This window comes from Phenylobacterium sp. FG114, assembly GCF_057809855.1.
Genome location: NZ_JBMDKU010000021.1, coordinates 1 through 18,464, shown reverse-complemented (window position 1 = coordinate 18,464; position 18,464 = coordinate 1). Strand labels below are relative to the sequence as shown.

At 65.7% G+C, this 18,464-nt stretch carries 21 protein-coding genes and 4 pseudogenes; 8 read left to right on the top strand and 17 right to left on the bottom strand.

Going from position 1 to position 18,464, the window contains the following annotated elements; genetic code table 11:
• Positions 1 to 6 precede the first annotated feature (6 nt).
• The 7 genes from ACODSY_RS24410 to ACODSY_RS24380 form a co-directional block, all read right to left on the bottom strand.
• Entirely contained in the window at positions 7 to 237 is a 231-nt protein-coding gene (locus ACODSY_RS24410) for an EexN family lipoprotein (protein ID WP_488954508.1), read from the bottom strand.
• Positions 234 to 983: a TrbJ/VirB5 family protein gene (locus ACODSY_RS24405; protein ID WP_488954507.1), complete on the bottom strand. Its 750-nt coding sequence runs from the start codon at positions 981 to 983 to the stop codon at positions 234 to 236. The genes ACODSY_RS24410 and ACODSY_RS24405 overlap by 4 nt, the downstream gene beginning before the upstream one ends.
• On the bottom strand, positions 980 to 3,385 hold the full coding sequence (locus tag ACODSY_RS24400) for a VirB4 family type IV secretion/conjugal transfer ATPase (protein ID WP_488954506.1): 2,406 nt from the start codon (positions 3,383 to 3,385) through the stop codon (positions 980 to 982). The genes ACODSY_RS24405 and ACODSY_RS24400 overlap by 4 nt, the downstream gene beginning before the upstream one ends.
• Positions 3,378 to 3,716: a VirB3 family type IV secretion system protein gene (locus tag ACODSY_RS24395; RefSeq protein WP_488954505.1), complete on the bottom strand. Its 339-nt coding sequence runs from the start codon at positions 3,714 to 3,716 to the stop codon at positions 3,378 to 3,380. Before ACODSY_RS24395 ends, ACODSY_RS24400 begins: the two co-directional genes overlap by 8 nt.
• A gap of 66 nt (positions 3,717 to 3,782) precedes the next feature.
• Complete coding sequence (locus ACODSY_RS24390) at positions 3,783 to 4,118, bottom strand: TrbC/VirB2 family type IV secretion system protein (protein WP_488954504.1); 336 nt, start codon at positions 4,116 to 4,118, stop codon at positions 3,783 to 3,785.
• Positions 4,093 to 4,392 (bottom strand): hypothetical protein, encoded by a 300-nt coding sequence (locus tag ACODSY_RS24385; protein WP_488954503.1) that lies wholly within the window; start codon positions 4,390 to 4,392, stop codon positions 4,093 to 4,095. The genes ACODSY_RS24390 and ACODSY_RS24385 overlap by 26 nt, the downstream gene beginning before the upstream one ends.
• A gap of 89 nt (positions 4,393 to 4,481) precedes the next feature.
• Positions 4,482 to 5,135: a lytic transglycosylase domain-containing protein gene (locus ACODSY_RS24380; RefSeq protein ID WP_488954502.1), complete on the bottom strand. Its 654-nt coding sequence runs from the start codon at positions 5,133 to 5,135 to the stop codon at positions 4,482 to 4,484.
• Between the two features lie 453 nt (positions 5,136 to 5,588).
• On the opposite strand from ACODSY_RS24380, the gene ACODSY_RS24375 reads away from it, so the two are divergent.
• From ACODSY_RS24375 to ACODSY_RS24365, 3 genes are all read left to right on the top strand, one after another.
• The gene (locus ACODSY_RS24375) at positions 5,589 to 5,816 is read left to right on the top strand and encodes a ribbon-helix-helix domain-containing protein (RefSeq protein ID WP_488954501.1); all 228 of its coding nucleotides are present in this window, start codon (positions 5,589 to 5,591) and stop codon (positions 5,814 to 5,816) included.
• The gene (locus ACODSY_RS24370; RefSeq protein WP_488954500.1) at positions 5,813 to 6,838 is read left to right on the top strand and encodes a replication initiator protein A; all 1,026 of its coding nucleotides are present in this window, start codon (positions 5,813 to 5,815) and stop codon (positions 6,836 to 6,838) included. The genes ACODSY_RS24375 and ACODSY_RS24370 overlap by 4 nt, the downstream gene beginning before the upstream one ends.
• Positions 6,839 to 7,652: 814 nt before the next feature.
• On the top strand, positions 7,653 to 8,168 hold the full coding sequence (locus tag ACODSY_RS24365) for a thermonuclease family protein (RefSeq protein ID WP_488954499.1): 516 nt from the start codon (positions 7,653 to 7,655) through the stop codon (positions 8,166 to 8,168).
• Here ACODSY_RS24365 and ACODSY_RS24360 read toward each other — a convergent pair.
• Complete coding sequence (locus tag ACODSY_RS24360; protein WP_488954498.1) at positions 8,165 to 8,995, bottom strand: SOS response-associated peptidase; 831 nt, start codon at positions 8,993 to 8,995, stop codon at positions 8,165 to 8,167. The two genes, ACODSY_RS24365 and ACODSY_RS24360, sit on opposite strands and share 4 nt — an antisense overlap.
• 282 nt (positions 8,996 to 9,277) lie before the next feature.
• On the opposite strand from ACODSY_RS24360, the gene ACODSY_RS24355 reads away from it, so the two are divergent.
• Positions 9,278 to 9,841: a recombinase family protein gene (locus ACODSY_RS24355; RefSeq protein ID WP_488954497.1), complete on the top strand. Its 564-nt coding sequence runs from the start codon at positions 9,278 to 9,280 to the stop codon at positions 9,839 to 9,841.
• A gap of 1 nt (position 9,842) precedes the next feature.
• Positions 9,843 to 10,040, top strand: a complete 198-nt coding sequence (locus ACODSY_RS24350) for a hypothetical protein (protein ID WP_488954496.1) — start codon at positions 9,843 to 9,845, stop codon at positions 10,038 to 10,040.
• 116 nt (positions 10,041 to 10,156) lie between these two features.
• Here the strand turns inward: ACODSY_RS24350 and ACODSY_RS24345 are convergent, their stop codons facing one another.
• The 4 genes from ACODSY_RS24345 to copC all read right to left on the bottom strand — a co-directional run bounded on the left by ACODSY_RS24345 (position 10,157) and on the right by copC (position 12,273).
• Complete coding sequence (locus tag ACODSY_RS24345) at positions 10,157 to 10,417, bottom strand: hypothetical protein (protein WP_488954495.1); 261 nt, start codon at positions 10,415 to 10,417, stop codon at positions 10,157 to 10,159.
• Between the two features lie 95 nt (positions 10,418 to 10,512).
• On the bottom strand, positions 10,513 to 10,893 hold the full coding sequence (locus ACODSY_RS24340; RefSeq protein ID WP_488954494.1) for a hypothetical protein: 381 nt from the start codon (positions 10,891 to 10,893) through the stop codon (positions 10,513 to 10,515).
• 77 nt (positions 10,894 to 10,970) lie between these two features.
• The gene (gene copD, locus ACODSY_RS24335; protein ID WP_488954493.1) at positions 10,971 to 11,900 is read right to left on the bottom strand and encodes a copper homeostasis membrane protein CopD; all 930 of its coding nucleotides are present in this window, start codon (positions 11,898 to 11,900) and stop codon (positions 10,971 to 10,973) included.
• A gap of 1 nt (position 11,901) precedes the next feature.
• The gene (gene copC / locus ACODSY_RS24330) at positions 11,902 to 12,273 is read right to left on the bottom strand and encodes a copper homeostasis periplasmic binding protein CopC (protein ID WP_488954492.1); all 372 of its coding nucleotides are present in this window, start codon (positions 12,271 to 12,273) and stop codon (positions 11,902 to 11,904) included.
• Between the two features lie 246 nt (positions 12,274 to 12,519).
• Between copC and ACODSY_RS24325 the strand changes: the two genes are divergently transcribed.
• From ACODSY_RS24325 to ACODSY_RS24315, 3 genes are read left to right on the top strand one after another with little or no spacing between them, the layout of a single operon-like run.
• The gene (locus tag ACODSY_RS24325) at positions 12,520 to 12,795 is read left to right on the top strand and encodes a metal/formaldehyde-sensitive transcriptional repressor (RefSeq protein WP_488954491.1); all 276 of its coding nucleotides are present in this window, start codon (positions 12,520 to 12,522) and stop codon (positions 12,793 to 12,795) included.
• An 11-nt stretch (positions 12,796 to 12,806) separates the two neighbouring features.
• Positions 12,807 to 13,406: a cation diffusion facilitator family transporter gene (locus ACODSY_RS24320; protein WP_488954490.1), complete on the top strand. Its 600-nt coding sequence runs from the start codon at positions 12,807 to 12,809 to the stop codon at positions 13,404 to 13,406.
• Positions 13,382 to 13,759: a cation diffusion facilitator family transporter gene (locus ACODSY_RS24315; RefSeq protein WP_488954489.1), complete on the top strand. Its 378-nt coding sequence runs from the start codon at positions 13,382 to 13,384 to the stop codon at positions 13,757 to 13,759. Before ACODSY_RS24320 ends, ACODSY_RS24315 begins: the two co-directional genes overlap by 25 nt.
• A gap of 554 nt (positions 13,760 to 14,313) precedes the next feature.
• On the opposite strand, the pseudogene ACODSY_RS24310 reads toward ACODSY_RS24315, so the two are convergent.
• The 5 genes and pseudogenes from ACODSY_RS24310 to ACODSY_RS24290 form a co-directional block, all read right to left on the bottom strand.
• Positions 14,314 to 15,424, bottom strand: a pseudogene (locus ACODSY_RS24310) (IS110 family RNA-guided transposase).
• A gap of 188 nt (positions 15,425 to 15,612) precedes the next feature.
• Positions 15,613 to 15,933, bottom strand: a pseudogene (locus ACODSY_RS24305) (transposase); the annotation flags it as partial.
• A 13-nt stretch (positions 15,934 to 15,946) separates the two neighbouring features.
• Positions 15,947 to 16,719 (bottom strand): annotated as a pseudogene (locus tag ACODSY_RS24300) (IS5 family transposase).
• Positions 16,720 to 16,917: 198 nt separating this feature from the next.
• Positions 16,918 to 17,187, bottom strand: a pseudogene (locus ACODSY_RS24295) (transposase); the annotation flags it as partial.
• A gap of 245 nt (positions 17,188 to 17,432) precedes the next feature.
• The coding region (locus ACODSY_RS24290) for an Ig-like domain-containing protein (protein WP_488954488.1) at positions 17,433 to 18,464 on the bottom strand (1,032 nt) is incomplete at its 5' end.

The following is an 18,464-nucleotide window of genomic DNA, read 5'->3' as shown; positions in this document are numbered from 1 at the left end:
TACGGGCTAGAAGCCACTCCTGTAGTCTTGCATCGTCTTGGCGCGAGCGGCCTTCTCGTTCGCGAACTGCGCGTTCTTGCACTCCTCGCCTCGGTGAGAGCCATGGCGGCAATCGGCCACGACTTCCGCGCGTTCGTCCGTATGCTCTTCGAAATAGGACGCTGAACGAGGTTCCGGCTGGCACGCGCCGAGCGCCAGGCTGAGGGCGAGAGACAGCGGCAGGAGAGGGCTCCTCATTGGAACCCCGACCGGTAGTCATCCATCGTCTGTCGGTTCATTGCTGCCCGAGCTTCGCGGTCGCGTTGCTCCGCAAGTCGCCGCTCGGCTTCCTGCATCATGGCAAGACCCTGAAGCTGCATCTGGTCGTTACTGATGAGGGCCTGTTCAGCAGATATCCGCGCCTGGAGGTCCATGACCTCTTTGGCACTCTTGGCATTGTTCAGCGCCAGGCGGAGCTCATCCAGACCGGCTTGCCGCTCCCCGGCCGTTTTGTAGGCACTTTCCCCGAGGGCAACGTCGCGCGCGGCCCTGTCGCCGGACTTGATTAGGGAGTCTTGATAAAACTGTTCAGCGGTGGAGAGGCCGCTGGTAACGGGCGTAAATAGGCGGTTCGCGTCGCGGATGGACGTCGCCCGCGTGCCGATGGATCCGAGGTTCGATAGTGTTCCGTTCAGCAGGCGTGACGTGTCCTGGACCTCGGCGGGGAGATAGCGTCGCAGCGCCGGGGTATTTAGGACGCCGGCGAGGCTGTTGACGTTGGTGAGTTTGTTGAAGCCGTCATAAAGCTCCTGACCCTGACGGATCATATCGGTGCCTTGCTGGACCTGAGTTTGTAACTCGCGAATCTGGTCGGCCGCGCCCTTCAACTGATTGAGCATGTGCGCGTAAGCGCCGGGATCGGTCACGGTCATCTGTGCGTTCGCCGGCGCCGCGGCCGCGAACATGAGGCCGGCCGCAGCCGCCCCGAGGAGTCGGGTTCTCATAGGTTTCTCCGTCGCTCTTGGTGGAAGACAGGCCCCCAAACGGCCGGGTCATCGCCATGCTGGGCCCGGATGCGGTCCAGCAGCTCGACGGTCTCCGCCCGGCCGGACAGAACCGCCAATTCGTCATCGAGGCCGTTGAGGTTCAGCTCCACGACCACGGAATTGTGCCCTTGCTTCACCAGGAACATCCGCGACTCCGGCGACAGCTCCTCGCGGATCAGCCGGAATTCTTCGCGGGTGAGGCCGAAGCCATCGACATAGTCGCGGGCCTGGCCGTAGGGGTTCGGCAAGAAGATCTTGGTGGGGCATTGCTCCAAGATCGTGTGTGAGATCTCGGAGCGCAGAACGTCGGCGGGGCTCTGCGTGCCGAACACCATGAAGGCGTTCTTCTTCCGGTAGGTTTTCAGCCCGTCCTGGGCGAGGCCGCGGAAGCTGTCGTCGCCAAGGGCCTTCCAGAACTCGTCGATGTCGACGACGAGGCGGCGGCCGTCCACCAGGCCTTCGAGCCGGTGGAAGAGGTACATCATGATCGGCGTGCGAACTTCCGGGTTGTCCAGGAAGTCGGTCATATCGAAGCCGAGCAGCCGGTCCTCGAGCGACACCTGGTCGGTGTCGTTGTCGAGGACCCAGCCGAGCGCTCCGGCGCGGGTCCACTTCTCCAGACGGGCGCCAATGCCTTCGGCGTCCCGCTGGCCGAGCAGCTGGCGGAGCGCCATCAAGGAGCGCTGATGCGGCGCCATCGGCTGCAGGGCCGCGATTCCGTCGGAGATCAGTCGCTCCTCTTGCACTGAAAGTTGGCGGTCGGGCGGTGTCACCAGCTTGCGGACCAGCTGGGCAAGGAACACGAGGTTCCCGGGCGTATATTCCAGAGCCTTGAAGGGGGCGAAGCCAGTCGGCTCCCCGTTCTTCAGGGTCAGGTACGTGCCGCCCGAGGCGCGCACGAAGATTTCCGCCCCACGGTCTTTGTCGATGAAGACTTGCTGGGCGCCGAACTTCTCCAGCTGCGCCAGCATGAAGTTCTGAACGACCGTCTTCCCCGAGCCGGAGGGGCCGCAGATGAAGGTGTGGCCGAGGTCGCCCGAGTGGAAGTTGAAGTAGAACGGCGACATGGCCGAGGTGCGCAGCAGGGCCACGGCCGGCCCCCAATGGTTCCCGTGCGGCCGCCCCGACGGATAGGTGTGGAAGGGCGATAGCGCCGCGAAATTGCGGGAGTTGATCGCTGCCGGCCGGCTTCGCTTTCCGAAGTTACCTGGGAACTGCGACCAGAAGGCCGCCTCCAGCGCCAAGTCCTCCCGCGCCACCACGAGCCCTGAATCGGCGAGGGTGGCGCGCGCCGCCGACATGTTGTCGGCCAGCTCCTTTGTGGAGGCGCCGTAGACCAGCATGGAGAACTGGTGCTCGCCCATCACAAAGCGATTGCTCACCAGGTCGTCGATCGCCTCGTCAAGGCCGTCGACCTGGGAGGAGGCACGGTCGTTGGCCTTGATGAGCTGGTTCTGCTTGCGCTCCATGATGGAGCGAGCGGAGGCCTTGGAGAGGAAGGCGAACGACTGCGTGGCCACGAAGGGGTATTTCGCCCGCAGGAGGCCGTCCCATAGGCCCGGGCGGGTGGTGGCGGGATATTCCTTGATGCCGAAGATGCCGGCGAATTTCTCCTCGCCCGGCTCCCGGATCTCCAGGGCTTCGCGGCCGAAGATCACCCGGCAAGTGTAGAGCGCGTGGCCGAGGTGGCCCCGCACGAGGGGGATGCGCTGCGTGCGCCCCGTGAGCACTAGGTGCAGCAGCTCCATGGGCTCGGAGAACGACAAGCCGTTGTGTTCATAGAGGCCGAGCGGCCGCACGCCGTAGCGGGAGAGGTACTGCAGGAGGTCGCGGCCCTTGTCCTCCAAAGCCCGGATGGACTCCTCGTCCACTTCGAGGCCGGCTTTGCTGCGGGCCTTGAGGCGGCTGAAGAAGGCTGCGGCGCGCTCGCCAGGGTCACGGCCCGGGTGCATGACGAGCGTCACATAGAGGTCATTGGTGAAGAGGCGCGTGCCTGTGACGCGCTTGCGGTATTCCGCATCGAGGCGGCGAGCGAATTCCGAGCGAAACTTGCCGTCCGGATATTCCCGCTCCGCGCGGCGGACGATGTGAGTCCAGATGGCCAGCCGCTCATCGGCGATGTTGCGCCAGGCATTATTGAGCTTGGCGTGCCAGTCGTTGAGGTCGCGCACGTCCGCGGTCTCGAACGAGGCCCCGTCCAGCTTGAAGCAGATCATCAAGGCCCGGCTGTCGAGCGCCACGACGTAGTCGGAGACGTGCCGCGCATAGGGCAGGTTCGCCCGCGGCTCGGTCTCTCGCCTGAGGACCATGGAAGACGCACGCGCCGGCGGCGCGGTGCGCTGGGCCGCAGCCTTAGCCATCGACAAGATCCTTGTTGCTGTAGCGCCGTAGAACCTTCAGCGGCGTGTGAGAGCTTCCGCCCCACCAGCTGCGGTTCCGGGCCCGGCCCTTCGTCTCGAACCACATGAAGAGGACGCGGAAGGCGTTGTGGTCGTGCTTGACGATGGCGCGGAAGATGAAGTGCAGAGCCACGCCCAGGCTCAGATAGAGCAGGCTGTGCCCCACCAGGTACACGAAGCCCGTGACGATGACGTTCATCCCCATCGCTTCTACGGGGACGCCCAGCACCATGGCCGGCCTCGTGCAGGCCAGAAACAGCGTGTCCTCGGTGATCCGTTCGTCGTCATCCATGATGATCGACTCCGCCCACCTAAGCGGCCGCCCCCCCGGGAGCCGCCAGGCGAGCCGAGGGGGCTGCTAGGCCCCGCCTCCGGTCAGGAGGTTCACGATCTCCGCCGCGCCGAACACCACGACGATGCCGATGACAACGATCGCCATGCGTCGGAAGTCGAAGAGGCCGAACATGGCCATGATGCCCAGGATCACCACGGCGATTACCGCCAGGAGTCGGGCCGTGTTGCCGGTCAGGATGTCGAGGACGTTCTGCAGCAGCCCTTCGACGTTCTGGGCGGCCGCCGGCTCGACCAGGCCGAGGGTGAGGACGATGACTGCAAACGCGACTGCGCCGACCCGCTGCGCGGTGGTGATGCGCGCGCCCGTCGTCGGTCTAGTGATGGCTTGTGAGCTCATCATGAGGGGGAGGCTCCTGCTTCTCAGTTTCGAGAATTATCGGGCCGTAGTAGTGGTACGCGTCCCGACAGTGGGCGACCGCAGCAGACAAGTGTTTGTACCGCTTCGGTTTTGAAGAGCCGTAGACGGAGACCAGATGCTCTCCGCTCTTCCAGCTCAACGTGACGTGCATGGTCCATGCACTGTCGGCCGCCTCAACGATCCGGACGCCGACAATCCTGCCGCTCTTGGGCCGCAGGCTCGTCAGCATTCGTTCCCGGATCGTGCCCTCGGGCATACGCCACTCCCCAAACTCACAAGGGGTCCAGCATACGTCGCCGAAGCGGCCGTGGTCACGTTTGACTTGGGAGAAGGCGATCAAACTGCTCACCTTCCGAACACAATGACTTTGGAGGCGCCGGCGCGTCCGAAGACGTCCCAACTGGGCGTCTGGGGTTGGGGGGGCGCAGCACTGGCCAGGTTTGTGCTGGCCAGGTTTTCAGTTGCAACTTCCTGCGCCAGCTGCGCGAGGGCCGGATCGACCGGCCTTGCGGGGTAGGCGCCACCCAGAGCGGTCACGAGCTGGCCAGCGGCGGCTTCGATCTTGGCCACATAGCCGTTGGCGAACCCGCGGCGGTGATCGCCGGTGTTGTAGGCCGAAAAGGCCATGCGGAGCGCCTGCTGCTGTGGCGCGATCCGCGCGGCGCTGACGTAGTTCCCCTCCAGGACGCGCGCCGCGCCCGCCAGGTTGCGGCAGGCGTCGAAGGCATCGGCCACGCTCATGCCGAGCCAGCTCAGATTCCTGCTGTTGATCTGGCCGAGCCCGAGATCGACGCTGCGGCCCTGACGGATCAGGACCTCCGCCGTGCGGATCGCCTCTTCCCGCGTCCGGGCCGGCGGCGGATCGGCCGCGCCGTTCACGTTTATGGCGAGCGGGTTGAAGCTGCTTTCGACCTGGACGACGCTCAGCAAGGTTTCCGGCGCGACGGTGGGCGCGCACTGCTGGGCGAGGGCCAGGGCGGCGGCGAACTCCAGCACCATCAGCAGGCCCCACCCGCGCGAGGCGACACCGCTTGTTCGAACACAGGCCGAAAAGCCTTGTCCCGCAAGGGCCTGGAACGCGTAACGGTCCTACTGAACTGCAATCGTGACGCGAACGCCATCGCACATCGCGCAGCGTGTGCCGCGCGTCCCAAACTAGCTACTGTTGCGGAAAATGTCGTATTTTCCTACAAATACGACAGTAACCCCGAGACGATTCGCTAGGCAACTGCTATTTTGGGGGGAGCGGGCGGAAAGCCCGACTCAACCCTGCGGCGCGCGGCTTTCTCGTGCAAGCGTAGCCGTACGTATTTCTAGAAAGTGTCATTTGCCATGAAACGAGGGACCCTCACCTTTCCTGCAACAAGGCCCTCGACGGACTCGGAATCACCCGGCATGGTGCGCGTGTGGAGGTGTCCACACGTCCACCCGAATGCTTACCGGAGAGGTCTTATGAGCCGCGCCCCTGAGGCGGCCCGCCTGCGCCACGCCGGGGCCGAAGCGCCGCCCGCCCGGGCCCGCTCCGGAAAGGCGATGATCGCCGGCTACTTCTCGCGGGATCTCGCGCGCGCGGTGAAGCTCCTGGCCGCCGAGCGGGGTGTCACTGTCCAGGCGTTGGTCGGCGAGGGCCTAGACCATGTTCTGAAGGAGGCGGGGAAGTCGCCGCTAGGTGAGCGATGAGCGCCCGAACAGACCCGCATCCGATCAGGGATTTCTTCATCTCGGACTTGGTCGACTACGCGCCCAAGGACAGCGCCGAGATGATGGAGCGACCGTTCTTCTCGATCTCCAAACGCAAGCGCAACAAGCCGATCCACTATGAGAGCCCCGACGGCAAACTGTGGATCCGCGTCAACGCCAACCCTACGCACGGCATGGCGACCATTTGGGACGCCGATATCCTCATCTGGTGCATCTCGCGGATCATGGCCCAGAAGGACGCGGGCAAGAATGAATTGCGCCCGGTGATCCACACCACGCCCTATGAGTTGCTGCGCGGCATCGCCCGCAGCACGGGCGGACAGGACTATACCGAGCTCATGAAGGCAATCCGGCGGCTGCGGACCACGGAAGTGGAGACCAATATCCGCGCCGGGAAGCGCAAGTACACCGCCTTCCACTATCTCGGCGACATCGAGGGTGAGGGTGACGGGCCGGACGATCCCGAACAGCTAAAGACCCTGACGCTGCGCGTGCCCGACTGGCTATTGGAGGGCATCATGGTCGGCCACGTGCTGACGCTGGACCGCGAATATTTCCTGCTCACGGGCGGGATCGAGCGGGCGATCTACCGGGTTGCGCGCAAGCACGCCGGCAGCCAGCCCAAAGGCTGGGTCTGCAAAATCTCCACGCTGCACGCCAAGACCGGCAGCGAGTCCCCCGCCAAGAAGTTCGCCTTCCGGGTCCGGGAAATGTGCAAGGCCGATCAATTGCCCCGCTACGCTATGAAGGACGCCCGGACGCAGGATGGCAGCGCCGCGGTCCTCTTCATCGACAGGGCCTTCCTGAACGAGGAAACCAAGGAGCGCCGCTCGGCGGACGCTGGCCAGCGTCATCGGGAGGACGGCCGCGCGGCCTGGATTGACGCCGCCCGCGATCCCCGCGAGTTCGACGGCGCCTGGTCGGCGTGGATCGAGCAGGGCTTCGCCCCGGCCGACTTCGCCGGCGCGTGCGGCGACAAGCGCGCGATCATGCCGAGTTGAGGTGTCGGGGTAACAGGAACCGCTGGCGCCCCGTCGTACGCGCCTGACTACGTTTGTCGGGGTTTTAGGAACCGCGGGCGATGCTTGAGTCTCTAAGTAAGGATCGATTCGATCCGATTCGGCGAGTCCCCTGGCGGATAAGTGGCCAAAACGGACGGTCTTGCGTGGCGGAAGCTCTATCGGGGTTTCAGGAACCGGGTCGGGGCTTTCAATCGCCATCGCCTGTCGGGGTTTTAGGAACCGCGGACCATCCGCTGGGCGCCGGCCAAGCCTCGGGGTATCAGGAACCTCTCCCCTCGGGGTTTTGGGAACCGCTCGTCTCGGGGTATCGGGAACCCCGACTCACGGGGTTTTCGGAACCGCCATTCGTGGTAACAGGAACCGACTCACGGGGTTTAAGGAACCGGCCGGGCCAAAAACCTGTGAAGTTCCAATCGTTAGCGAGCTTATCCACAGCCCTTAACGCCTTAACTTCATTATCTAACAGAATCTCTTCTAACGCAGCGGCGTCCGAAACGAAGGCCAAGACGCCGCCTCTTGGGGGCTTCGCCCCCGCCGGCTCGCTTCGCCGCTTCGCGGCTACGCCCCGGGCGCTTACGCGCCCTCCCACCCGGCATCCCCCATTCGGCGTCGGGCTCCGCCCGACAACTTATTCTTTAAAGTCGCAGGATGCGATGACCATCGAACCGGACAACGGTCTGCGCGGCCGCCAGCCTCGGAAGGGGCTTTTCGGGAAAAGCCTCGCGTTTTCGGCAGAGAATCCCAGGAACCGGCGGGCGGCTGCATCGGCGCCGAACCCGGGGTTTTCGTAGGGATGATGCGGTTCCTACGATTTTGGCGTCCGCGGCTCAGCCTCAACACGGGTCTCTTCGTCGTTTTCGGCGCGGTCGCTCTGGCCCTCGCCGGGCCGCGGGTGACGGCCGGGTTTCGCAGCTCGCCGCCGCCGCTCCCGCGACTCCAACCTGTGGTCGGGCCCACCACCCGCATCGTCGACGGGGACACTTTTTGGATCGGCCGCGAGAAAATCCGGCTCTGGGGGATCGACGCGCCTGAGGCCACCACGCCCAACGGTCCGATCGCCGCCCGCTACCTCGCCCAGGTCATTGGGAATCACCGCCTCACTTGCCGCCAGGCCGGGCCGCCCTCCTATGACCGCCTCGTCGCGCGGTGCGTGGACCCGTGGAATCGGGATATCGCGGAAGTGATGGTGGGCGCCGGCTGGGCTCTAGACTGGCCGGAATTCTCGAAGGGCCATTATCGGTCGGCGCAAGATCGCGCGGCGGCGCTGCATGCCGGGGCCCACGCCCAGTCCGCGCCGCTCTGGCGCTAGTCTCGCCAGCCTTTGTAGGCCAAGCCCTGCAAAGGACTAGGCCCGCGCCAATGAGCAGGTGAGCCCCGCAAGGGAGGCGGAGCGGCCGCAGCGCAGCGAGGCACGGGCCCTCGCTCAGAAAGGATGGCCGTCAGGCCGCCACTCGAAAACGCTCCGACCGAACGCTCGAGAACAGCGCGTCGACGTCGCGGTCCGGCGTGAGCCAGTTCGCCCATTCGTCGGGCTCGAGGATGACAGGCGCGCGGGTGTGGTAGTCGCCCAGCCATCCAGCCATCCAGCCATCCAGCCGACGGGCCGGTCAAAATCGTGAAGCTAACGACGTCGCCGGCGTCGGACGTCGGGCAGCGGTCCCAAAGTCCGGCGAACCAGATCGGGCGGCCGTCGGCGCGAGCGAAGCGATGCTTCGTCTTGCCGCCCTCCGGGCCCGTCCACTCGTACCAGGCGTTCGCCGGCACGATGCACCTACGCTTGGCGAAGGCCTCCGCGAAGGTGGAGGACCGTTTGGCGCCGGGGTCGAAGTTCTCGGTCTTGCAGTTGAAGGTGGTCAGCTTGAATCCGTCGCCGGCGCCCTTGGCGCTGTCCTTCAGGGGCTTTCCACCGCGCCAGAACGGCACGAGGCCCCACCCCATCTTTTCAAGGATCCAGCCTTCGCCGTCGAGACGCGCAGTGAGCTGCGGCGTGGTCGGGCGGACGTCGATGTTAGCTTCGAGATTGACAGGCGGCGTCGTGACCTTCGCAAAGGCCGCGAGCTGGTCGTGGATTTCCGCCCAGGTCAGATGAGAGGTGTCGAAACGGCCGCACATGCTCAGAGAGTGGCGCTTGTACACGTCAAAGCGCAATATCGGTGGATTCAATGCCCCGACCGCGTGGCGGTCGGGGCTGGAACTGGCGAAGGCTGTGTAGGGGGATCGCCCTCGCCCACTTCAGCTAAGCACGCCAGGCGAGCGATACAAGACAGGACGCATCGGCACTAGGGACTGCTAGATCGTTCCCGAAACTCCTAAGTTTCGGGACGGCAAACGTGGCGCTGCTAAGACAAGGAGTGGCGACGTCCCGAAAATCAGTCTCAAAATGATTGACTTTTGAGAGAACATTCGGGACGGTCGGGCATGTTCATCGGCTATGCCCGCGTCTCGACTGACGATCAGGATCTCGCGCTTCAGCGCGCCGCCCTTAAGGAGGCCGGCTGTAAGCGGCTTTTCGAGGAGAAGGTCTCCGGAGCCACCCGCGGGCGAGTTGAGCTCGATCGGATGTTCGAGCAGCTGCGCGACGGGGACGTGGTCGTGGTGGCGCGGCTCGACCGGCTGGCCAGGTCCACCCGCGACCTGCTGGGGATCGCCGAGGAGATCGCCGAGCTTGGGGCAGGGTTGCGTTCGCTAGGGGAGCCGTGGGCTGACACGACGTCTCCGGCCGGCAAAATGATCCTGACCGTGTTCGCGGGCATCGCGGAGTTCGAGCGCAGCTTGATCCTTCAGCGCACGGGGGCGGGCCGAGTCGCCGCGCAGGCGAGGGGAGTGCGGTTCGGCCGACCGCCCGCGATTACGGACGAGCATTGGGCGCACTATGGGCCGCTACTGCGAGGTGGCGCGATGACGGTTCCGGCCGCGGCCAAGTTGATCGGTTGCGGGCGAGCGACTTTGTACCGGCGGCTCGCGGCCGAGGAGACGATTTGAAATGTCCGATTGGACCTTCCCATCTGCCGGCCGCACGGACTCGGCCTTTTATCGCGAGCAGGCCGAGAAGGTGGAGCGCCAAGCCATGGAGATTAGCTTCGAGTACGAGCGCGAGTCGACACGCTGGACCGGTGAGCCCGAACCGGAGGCGCAGGGGAATCCGCCGCCGCGCCCAGCATCAGCCAAAAAGGCCGCATGAGGGACTCCTCTTGAGAGAACAAGGGATGACGCGGAAGCGCCGACGGCCGGGCAAGCCGACCGCCGGCGCCCTCGCTTAGCGCACCCAAGGGGATCGGGGCGCGGGGGCGATCACGGTCAGCCGGCGGAGCCGCTCTTGGGCGTCGGGGGGGCATGATCATGCATCATGGTCATGCACTTCTCTCGCATGGCCTGATCGCCCTTCATCATCGGACAGTCGCAGTCGGGCATGGATGCGGCTTGGGCCGCGGGCGGCCGAGCGGCTGGCGCCATGCTGTAGTTTCCGCCCTTGCCGTAAGGCTGGGCGGAGGCGGCGCTCGCGGTCGCGGCGAGACCGAGGGCCAGCGCCGCTGCGGTCAGAGGAATACGATAGGTCATGGGAACACTCCCGATTGGGATCGATCATCATGGCCGGACGGAGTCCGGCCGGGTTCTGGACACAAGGCGCCGCCCGCAGGCGAGCAGCGCCGGGTTCAGGTGATCGGTCTGGGAGGTCGTTCGAGGCGTCCGGGGTCGTGGGGCGTCAAGGACGCCATCCGCCCGGGCGCGGGCGCGAAGTGATCAGCCTTAAGAAGGCTGACGGGCGGCGTGCTGGGGAGGGCCGCCGTCACGCCGCACATGGCGATGCACGCGAGAAGGCAGCTCATCCCGTCATGTTTCGAGGGGGGCGCGTCCTGGGCGGGATCGCAGCAAGGGTCGGCCTCGCCGTTGGCGTGATCCATCCCCGGCATGTCGGCCATCGGCATGCTCATCATCGCGTCGCCATGTCCCTGGCAGGTCGCCTGGGCCGCCGTGGCGGACACCGGGCTGGCAAGGAGGCCAATCACGGCCAGAAGGGCGAGCAGGAAGCGCATCGCCCGGGAGCCTAGCGCTACAGCGACCGTTGTCACTTGGTTTCGCGATGCTGTGTCCTGCGGGCGCGCCATGGGATTCACATCGCCGCCGGCGGCGCGAGCGTGCCGAACCAGGCCACTAGCGCGACGACCCCGAGAGCGGCGGCGGTCTCCAGCGCGACACTGCGGCGGAGATCCGCAAGCGCCGCGCCATGCCGCGATGGTTCGTCCAAGGCCAGAGCCAGTGCGGGCGTCAGCCGGAAGCGGTTCGCGGCCGCCAGGCCGAGCATGCCCACGAACAAGAGGAGTTTGAGGCTCAAGAGCCGCCCATAAGGGGTGGTCCAGAGGCCGTCGATCCGGTCCACCCCGACCAAGAACCAGCTGTTGGCGAGTCCGGTCGCTACTAGGACCGCCACCAGTAGCGTGCCGATCCCCGAAAAGCCCTGCAGCGCCCGGTGCAGGGCGACCACCCCTGCCGGCGTGGGGCTGCGGGTGCGCAGGATCAGTGCGAAGGCCGCGAGCGCGCCGACCCAGATGGCACCTGCCCAGCTGTGAAGGATGTCGGAGACAAGGTGGATGACGCCGCCTGGTCCCTCCGTCGCTGCGCCATGACCCATCCAGGCGAAGGTCGCGGTCGCGACAGTTCCGAGCGCGGCCGCGACGATCCAGCTGGCTTGCGCTGGCCTCAGCATCACGGCGAGGATCGTGGCCAGGAGGGCGACGCCCGCCCTAAGGACGCCCGCCTTGCCGAGGTCCATGCTCGTCATCACGGCGCCGAGCGCCTCGGGTTTGAGCCCCTCCGCCATCGATCCAGCCAGCACGCTGGCCTGGGCGGCGATCCAGAGCAGCGTCGCGAGCGCCAGCAGCGCGCTCCCGCTCGCCAGGAGCCTGCGGGTCCAGGGCGCCTCCGCGGCCGAGCCGGGACCCTTGGAGGGGAGCGCATAGAGAAAGAAGAGCGATGATCCCATGAGGACCATCGCTCCCGCATACTGCATCAGCCTGAGGGCGATGACCGCCAGCTCGAGCACGTCAGCCGACCTTGAAGGTCACTTCGCCGTTCATCTTGTGGCCGTCGGCCGACGCCGCGGACCACACGATCTTGTAGGCGCCCTTCGTCAGCGCGCTCTGGGGCGTGCCGGTGATGCTCTTGCCGTCCTTGGAGACGGTCGTCTTCACCGGCACCTTCATGCCGCCATGTTCCGGCATGGTGAGCTCGAGCTTGGAGAAGGCCGGCACAAGCTTTTCGTTGAAGGTCAGGGTGATGACCTTCGGCGCCACCGCCACGGCGGCGTTGGTCGCCGGATTGGAACTCACGAGATGGGCATGCGCCCAAGCCGGGCTGGAAACGACGAGGGCGGTTGCTCCCGCAAGGGCGGCAAGTCCGAAAAGGCAAGTCTTCATAGGGGGTCTCCCGACAAGGTGTCTGTGAACGTCTACGCATCTCGGCGCGCCGACCCCTCAAACTAGCTGCCGCGCCTGTACTGGGCTTGAACGAGGGTTCCCCACTTGAAAGGCGAGGCGCCTCCTCTCACCGAAGGGCGACTCGCCCCGTCCTTGCCAGCGGTTGGGCCGTGAAGGGCGCATATTGCGCGCGCAGGACAAGTCAGGGCTGGGCGTCTCACGCCATAAGGGGTACGGGGGTATCCTATGGCCCATACGACGAACAACAAAGAGCAGCTCTTGGCCCGAGTCCGGCGCATCGCGGGCCAAGTCGCCGCGATCGAGAGGGCCATCGCTGACGAAGCGGGCTGTTCGACGATCCTGCATCAGGCTGCCGGCGTGCGCGGGGCGGTCAACGGGCTGATGGACGAGCTGATCGAGGACCAAGTCCGCGAACACGTGGCCCGGCCCGACCTAACGGATGCGGATCGAGCCTCCGGCGCCGAAGAACTGATCGCAGTCGTGCGCCGATACGCAAAATAGGAAGAGCCGCCTTGAATCTGTCAGCCTCGGACGAGGCCTTGTCCCACGACCACGTCTTCCTCGGCGAACGGCACGATGAAAATGCCCGACGCACGCTGTGGGTCGTGGCCCTAACCGCCGTGATGATGGTTGGCGAGATCATCGCCGGCAGTGTCTTCAACTCGATGGCCCTGCTCGCCGACGGCTTCCACATGGCGACCCACGCGGGCGCTCTGGCGGTCGCGGCGGCGGCTTACGCCTACGCTCGCCGACACGCGCGAAACCGACGCTTCAGCTTTGGTACAGGCAAGGTCGGCGATTTGGCCGGCTTCGCCTCTGCGCTTGTGCTCGCCATGATCGCGCTCGCGATCGGTGTCGAATCCGTCGTTCGCCTTCTCAACCCGCAGCCCGTCAGCTTCGGCGAGGCCACGCTCGTGGCCGTGGTGGGCCTCGCCGTGAACGTCGCGAGCGCCTTTCTCCTGTCGGGGGGCACGATCATCATCATGGCCACGCTCATGTTCACGAGCATCCCGACCAGGGTGATCACCACGGCCACTCCTCTGATCGGGCGCATGCGCATCACGACAACAATCTCCGCGCCGCCTTCGTGCACGTCCTTGCCGACGCGCTGACCTCGGTGCTGGCGATCGCGGCGTTGGTCGCCGGGCGGTATCTGGGCTGGGTTTGGCTCGACCCTGTGATGGGCATCGTCGGCGCGATCGTGATCTCAGTCTGGGCCTGGAACCTGATGCGCGACACGGCCGCCGTGCTGCTCGACACTTCTGATCCTCACCTGGAGAGCGAAGTGCGGCAGGAGGTTGAAGGGCTCGGGGACGCCAAGATCACGGATTTGCATGTTTGGCGCATCGGGCCTGGCGCCCACGCGGCTATTGTCAGCTTCACTGGGGGCGCCTCAGCCGCCGACGTGCGCCAACGTCTGCGCGCGGTGCATGAACTGGCGCACGTTACTCTCGAGCCCGGGTGAATTCGACGGCACGACGACGTTTGAGAAGGACTAAACACGCGCGTCAGAGCTGCGCGCCCGTCTTAGTTTGGTGCTCGCTCACAACGAATAACATATTGATATTATTGATTAATTTCCGATAGGATAACTTAGGCGCGGGTGCATTTACCGGCGTGAGAGGCAGGCGCTGTGGACGAGTTGCCGGTGGCCACGGCTTAGGTGGGGGAAGTCTCCCCCTGAGCCGAAGCCGCGTGCCGCGTCTCCGTCTACCCCCTCTCTCATGTCCATTTGTCAAGCTGGAGGGCACGATGAAGCGCCCGGCGGATGGGCCGAGCGCTGTCGTTGAAGTCCATGCGCAGGGTCGGAGGCGGGGCTCAAGACGACGGTAGATCAGACACTCATGCGCGGGTTGGCTACCGCAGGACCGCGGTGTTCGTCTCGGAGCTTGCTCTGTCAGCGGGCGGGCGTCGGTTCGATGACCGGCCACACGAAGGGGTCGAGAGATCTCCTTACCGGCCCCGCCCCCGATACTGCGTATGGACGAGATGTGAAGCGCTGGTCTGGGCTCGCCCGGATCAGCCCGCTGCTGGAGCGGCGACGCGCTGGCCGATGGCCCAGATGAAGCCGACCAGCTCGCGCGCGATGGCGGTGATCACCACGTTCTTGGGCTTGCCCGTCGCCGCCAGCCGGCGATAGCGATCGTGCAGTCGCAGCTGCGCCTTCCACGCGATCCTCACGATCTCCAGCTCGACGCCCTCCTGCCGGCGCTGGATCTCCTGACCGATGCGAGGAGGCTTGGCGTAGGTCCACGCGCTCTCGACAAGCAAGCGGCGGGCCCGGGGATTCCCCGCCTTGGTGATGCCGCGCCGGCGGATCTTCGCGCCGCTCGAGTGCTCGGCGGGGACGAGGCCGAGGTAGGCCATCAGCTTGCGCGGCGTGGTGAAGCGGGCGAGATCGCCGATCTCGGCGACGATGGTGGCGGCCGTGATCATCGCGACGCCGCGCATAGCCTGCAGGGCGATCACCAGCGGCGCCATCGACCAGCTCGGGATGATCCCTTCGATCTGCTTCACGAGCCGATCGTGCCGCGCGTCGGCTTCCTGGATCGCCAGGATGTACTCCTGCATCGTGATCTGCTGAGCAGGATGCTCGAGCTTCACAGCGCCAGTAGGACGCCGCCCAGGCGCTGCGGCCGCCATAGCGATAGCCTTGCCGCAGCAGGAAGCTGGAGAGCGCCTGGCGGGCCCTGTTCCGCCAGTACATGGCCGCCTCCCGGGCGCGGACAAGGTCACGAACCGCCTCGTGGCTCGCGTCCGGCACCCAGACCGTGGTCAGTTCGCCGGCGCGATGCATCTTCGCCAGCATGGTGGCGTCGCGCTTGTCGGTCTTGATGTGGTCGCCGGGCCGCGACGGGATCAGCGACGGCGCGATCACCAGGCATTCGTAGCCGGCGTCGGTCAGCTCGCGCGCCAAGCCGTAGCCGCACGAGCCCGCCTCGTAACAGAACGTCAGCCGAGCGCCGGGATGCTTGCTCTGCATCCGCTTCCCCAGGTCCGCCATGGCGCCCGGCCGATGCGGCACGGAGCCCTGGAACCTGACCTCGTTCGACCGGCCGTCCGGCGCTACTGCCACGGCGATCGTCGCCTTGTGCACGTCCAATCCGACAAAGATGACTTGCTGATCCACCGATCCTCTCCTGCGCCAGGCTCGCGCCAGCCGCGCTGGCGCTCCGCGAACGGTCGCACAGCGTTGCGACCCGCGATGCCTGTGGACATCAGGTCAGCGGGGACACCCCCAGGCTGTGCAGAAACTCGCTTCGCCCACCCGTTCGCTGCGCTTGTTTGAGACCTGCCGAACCCGTCAGCCTCTGCTGATCATCCTCTCGTGCCCACCGCATGGATGATATTGAACGCGAGGACCGATAGCGCCGCTTCGGCCTTCACTTTCCGGAGCCCGCGAGTGAGGAATCTGCCCCCGCCGGACATTCGTTTGATGGTGCCGAGGGGGTGCTCAACGGTGCATCGCCTGATCCGCATCAGGCCCGGATCAGCGTAGATGCGCCTTTCCATCCTATCCAGCGCGCCTTGATCTATGAGCCGATGGATGGTCCGCTGGGCGCCCGGCGTGCATCGGCTCTTCAGCTGACAATCCTTGCACGCGGAAGTCCGATATCTGATCGCGCGGTTGCGCGTGTGCTTGCCGGACGGACTAGGTTCTGTTGACGAAGTGCCTGACCCAAAGTCGGGCGGAGGCGACGAGGATGAAGCCGATGTAGCTGTCGGCGGTCTTGTCGTATCGGGTGGCCAGTCTGCGGCTGTGCTTGAGCTTTGAGAAGCACCGCTCGACGAGATTTCGCAGGGCGTAGAGGTGGCCGTCGATGACGGGCTGGAGCTTGCGATTGCGTTTGGGCGGGATGACGGCGGCGATCCCGCGCTCCTCCAGGTCGGCCAGGATGGCGTCGGCGTCGTAGCCCTTGTCACCGAGCAGGACCTTGGGCTCGGGTCCAGGCTCGGCCATGACCGGGGCGTAGCCCTTGACGTCGGAGACCTCGCCGCCGGTGAGGACCACTGCGACCGGCAGGCCCAGGCCGTTGGTCCTCAGATGGATCTTGGTCGAGAAGCCACCGCGCGAGCGGCCAAGACCTTCGCCCTGAGCGCCCGCTTTTTTTGGGCGCCGGCGGCATGCTGGTGGGCGCGCACGATGGTCGAGTCGATCATCTGGACGCTGTCCTGGCCCTCGCCGCTCTCGTTGAGAGCCGCCAGCAGGACGTCCCACACGCCCGACAACGTCCAACGTCGGAACTGCCGGTAGACCGAGCTCCACTTGCCGAAATGGTCGTGCAGGTCACGCCAGGGCGAGCCCGTCCGCGCGATCCAGAACACCCCGTCCAGCACCAGGCGATGATCCCTCGGACGCCGACCGCGCCGCGGACCAGCCTCGATCACGAACGGCGCGAAGAACCCCCACTCCTCATCCGACATCAAGCCGCGAACCAAGACCGCCCTCCGCAAAGAGCAGCCTTGAATCAGCGATCAGATGATTTGGGAATCCACTTCGTCAACACGACCTAAGGGTCTCACCAGCTGGACATCGGATGGTGTCGCTTTCGTCGTCGTAGACGAACTGCGTTGGCCGGAAGTGTTCCGTGTTCATCGCTCCTCGCTTGATCGGCGCCGATAAAGGTCCCGAACGCAGGCCCGTTCCAGATGGCGCGATGAGCGGACCTGGTTGAGATAGCCCCAGATGTAGAGCCGGAGCATGTCGTCAGGAAAATATCCGGGGCGGCCCGTGGCCGCCGCGACCGTGCGGCCGAATCCGAGCTCAGTGAGGTCCAGGCTAGCGACGAACGCATCTACGACACGCACGAGCGCATCGGGCGCGACATAGTCGTCTACACAGGCCGGGAGCAGGCTGACCTGGCCGCGATCTGTTCCTTGGATGAAGCTCACGGACACCTCGGCGCAACAGCTCTTTGAGGTGTAGATTCTAAGAGTGTTCGGCCTCGCGCCACAGCGTTTGTCGCAGCCCCGAACTACGAGGGCGCGAGGACCACGACCATACGCGGAACATCCAAGCTTCCAAGAAGCGTGGCTCTCGGTCGCCACGGCCGAGTTGGCTAGGTCCGGAGTGAGATCGCGAACCGCCCCACAGGCCGAGCCCGGAAGAACGGGAACTGGACGCTGCGAAGCGCCAACTAGGCGCCCACAATCCAACCGTCGGTCAAGGCTGAGAACTGCACGCCTTGCAGCACCATCTGGCCGCCGCCGGTCAGGGTGAGGACCGTGTCGCCACCCACCTGGGCCACCGAGTATTCCGCGCCCGGATCCAGATGCACGCGATCGCCTTCCGCCGCGTCGAAGTCGATGACAAGGTCCAGCCCGGCCGCGCCGAAAGTGTGGAACAGGTCGGCTCCGTCCCCCCCCGACACCGTGTCGTTCCCGAGGTCGCCGGAGATGAAGTCGTCCCCGTCCCCCCCAAACGCTTGGTCGTCGCCTTGGCCACCGCGGACACTATCGTTCCCGAGGTCACCAAACACTAGGTCAGCGCCCGCATTACCCTGGACCAGATCGCCATCCTTGCCGCCTCGCACGACGTCATCGCCGAGGTCACCATAGATCGTGTCCGATCCGACATTGCCCTGAACGAGATCATTACCCTTGCCACCCAGAACGATGTCTGAACCCGCGCCGCCCGAAAGGGTGTCGGCTCCGACGTTGCCTTGAACAAAGTCATTGGAAAGGCCGCCGGTCACCTGATCATCGCCTCCGCCCGCAGAGATACTGCCTCCGGTATCCGCGATCGTGATGACATCGGCCGCCTCTGTGGGCGTTCCGGGTTGCGGCGGGGGCGGCGGGGGCGGCGGTGGTGGCGGCGGCGGCACCGTGGTGTCGACGGCGTAGTTGTTGGAGTCGGTCGTGCCGGTTCCGGCGTTGCCGGCGGCGTCGGCGACGCCTGTGTTGGCGAGGGTGATGACGTTGGTGGTGTCGGTGATGTCCGCGGTAGGGGTGAGGGTCGCGGTCCAGGTGATCCCGCCATCGGCCGAGGAGACGGCGCTGAGGGTTCCATTGGCGATGGTCAGGTCGGCGTTGGTGAAGCCGGTGACCGCCTCGGAGAAGGTGATGGTCACCCCCGAAGTCTCGCCCGCCGCCAGGGCGGTGTCGGCCACGGCGATCGCCGCGGTCGGGCGAGCGGTGTCGACGGCGTAGTTGTTGGAGTCGGTCGTGCC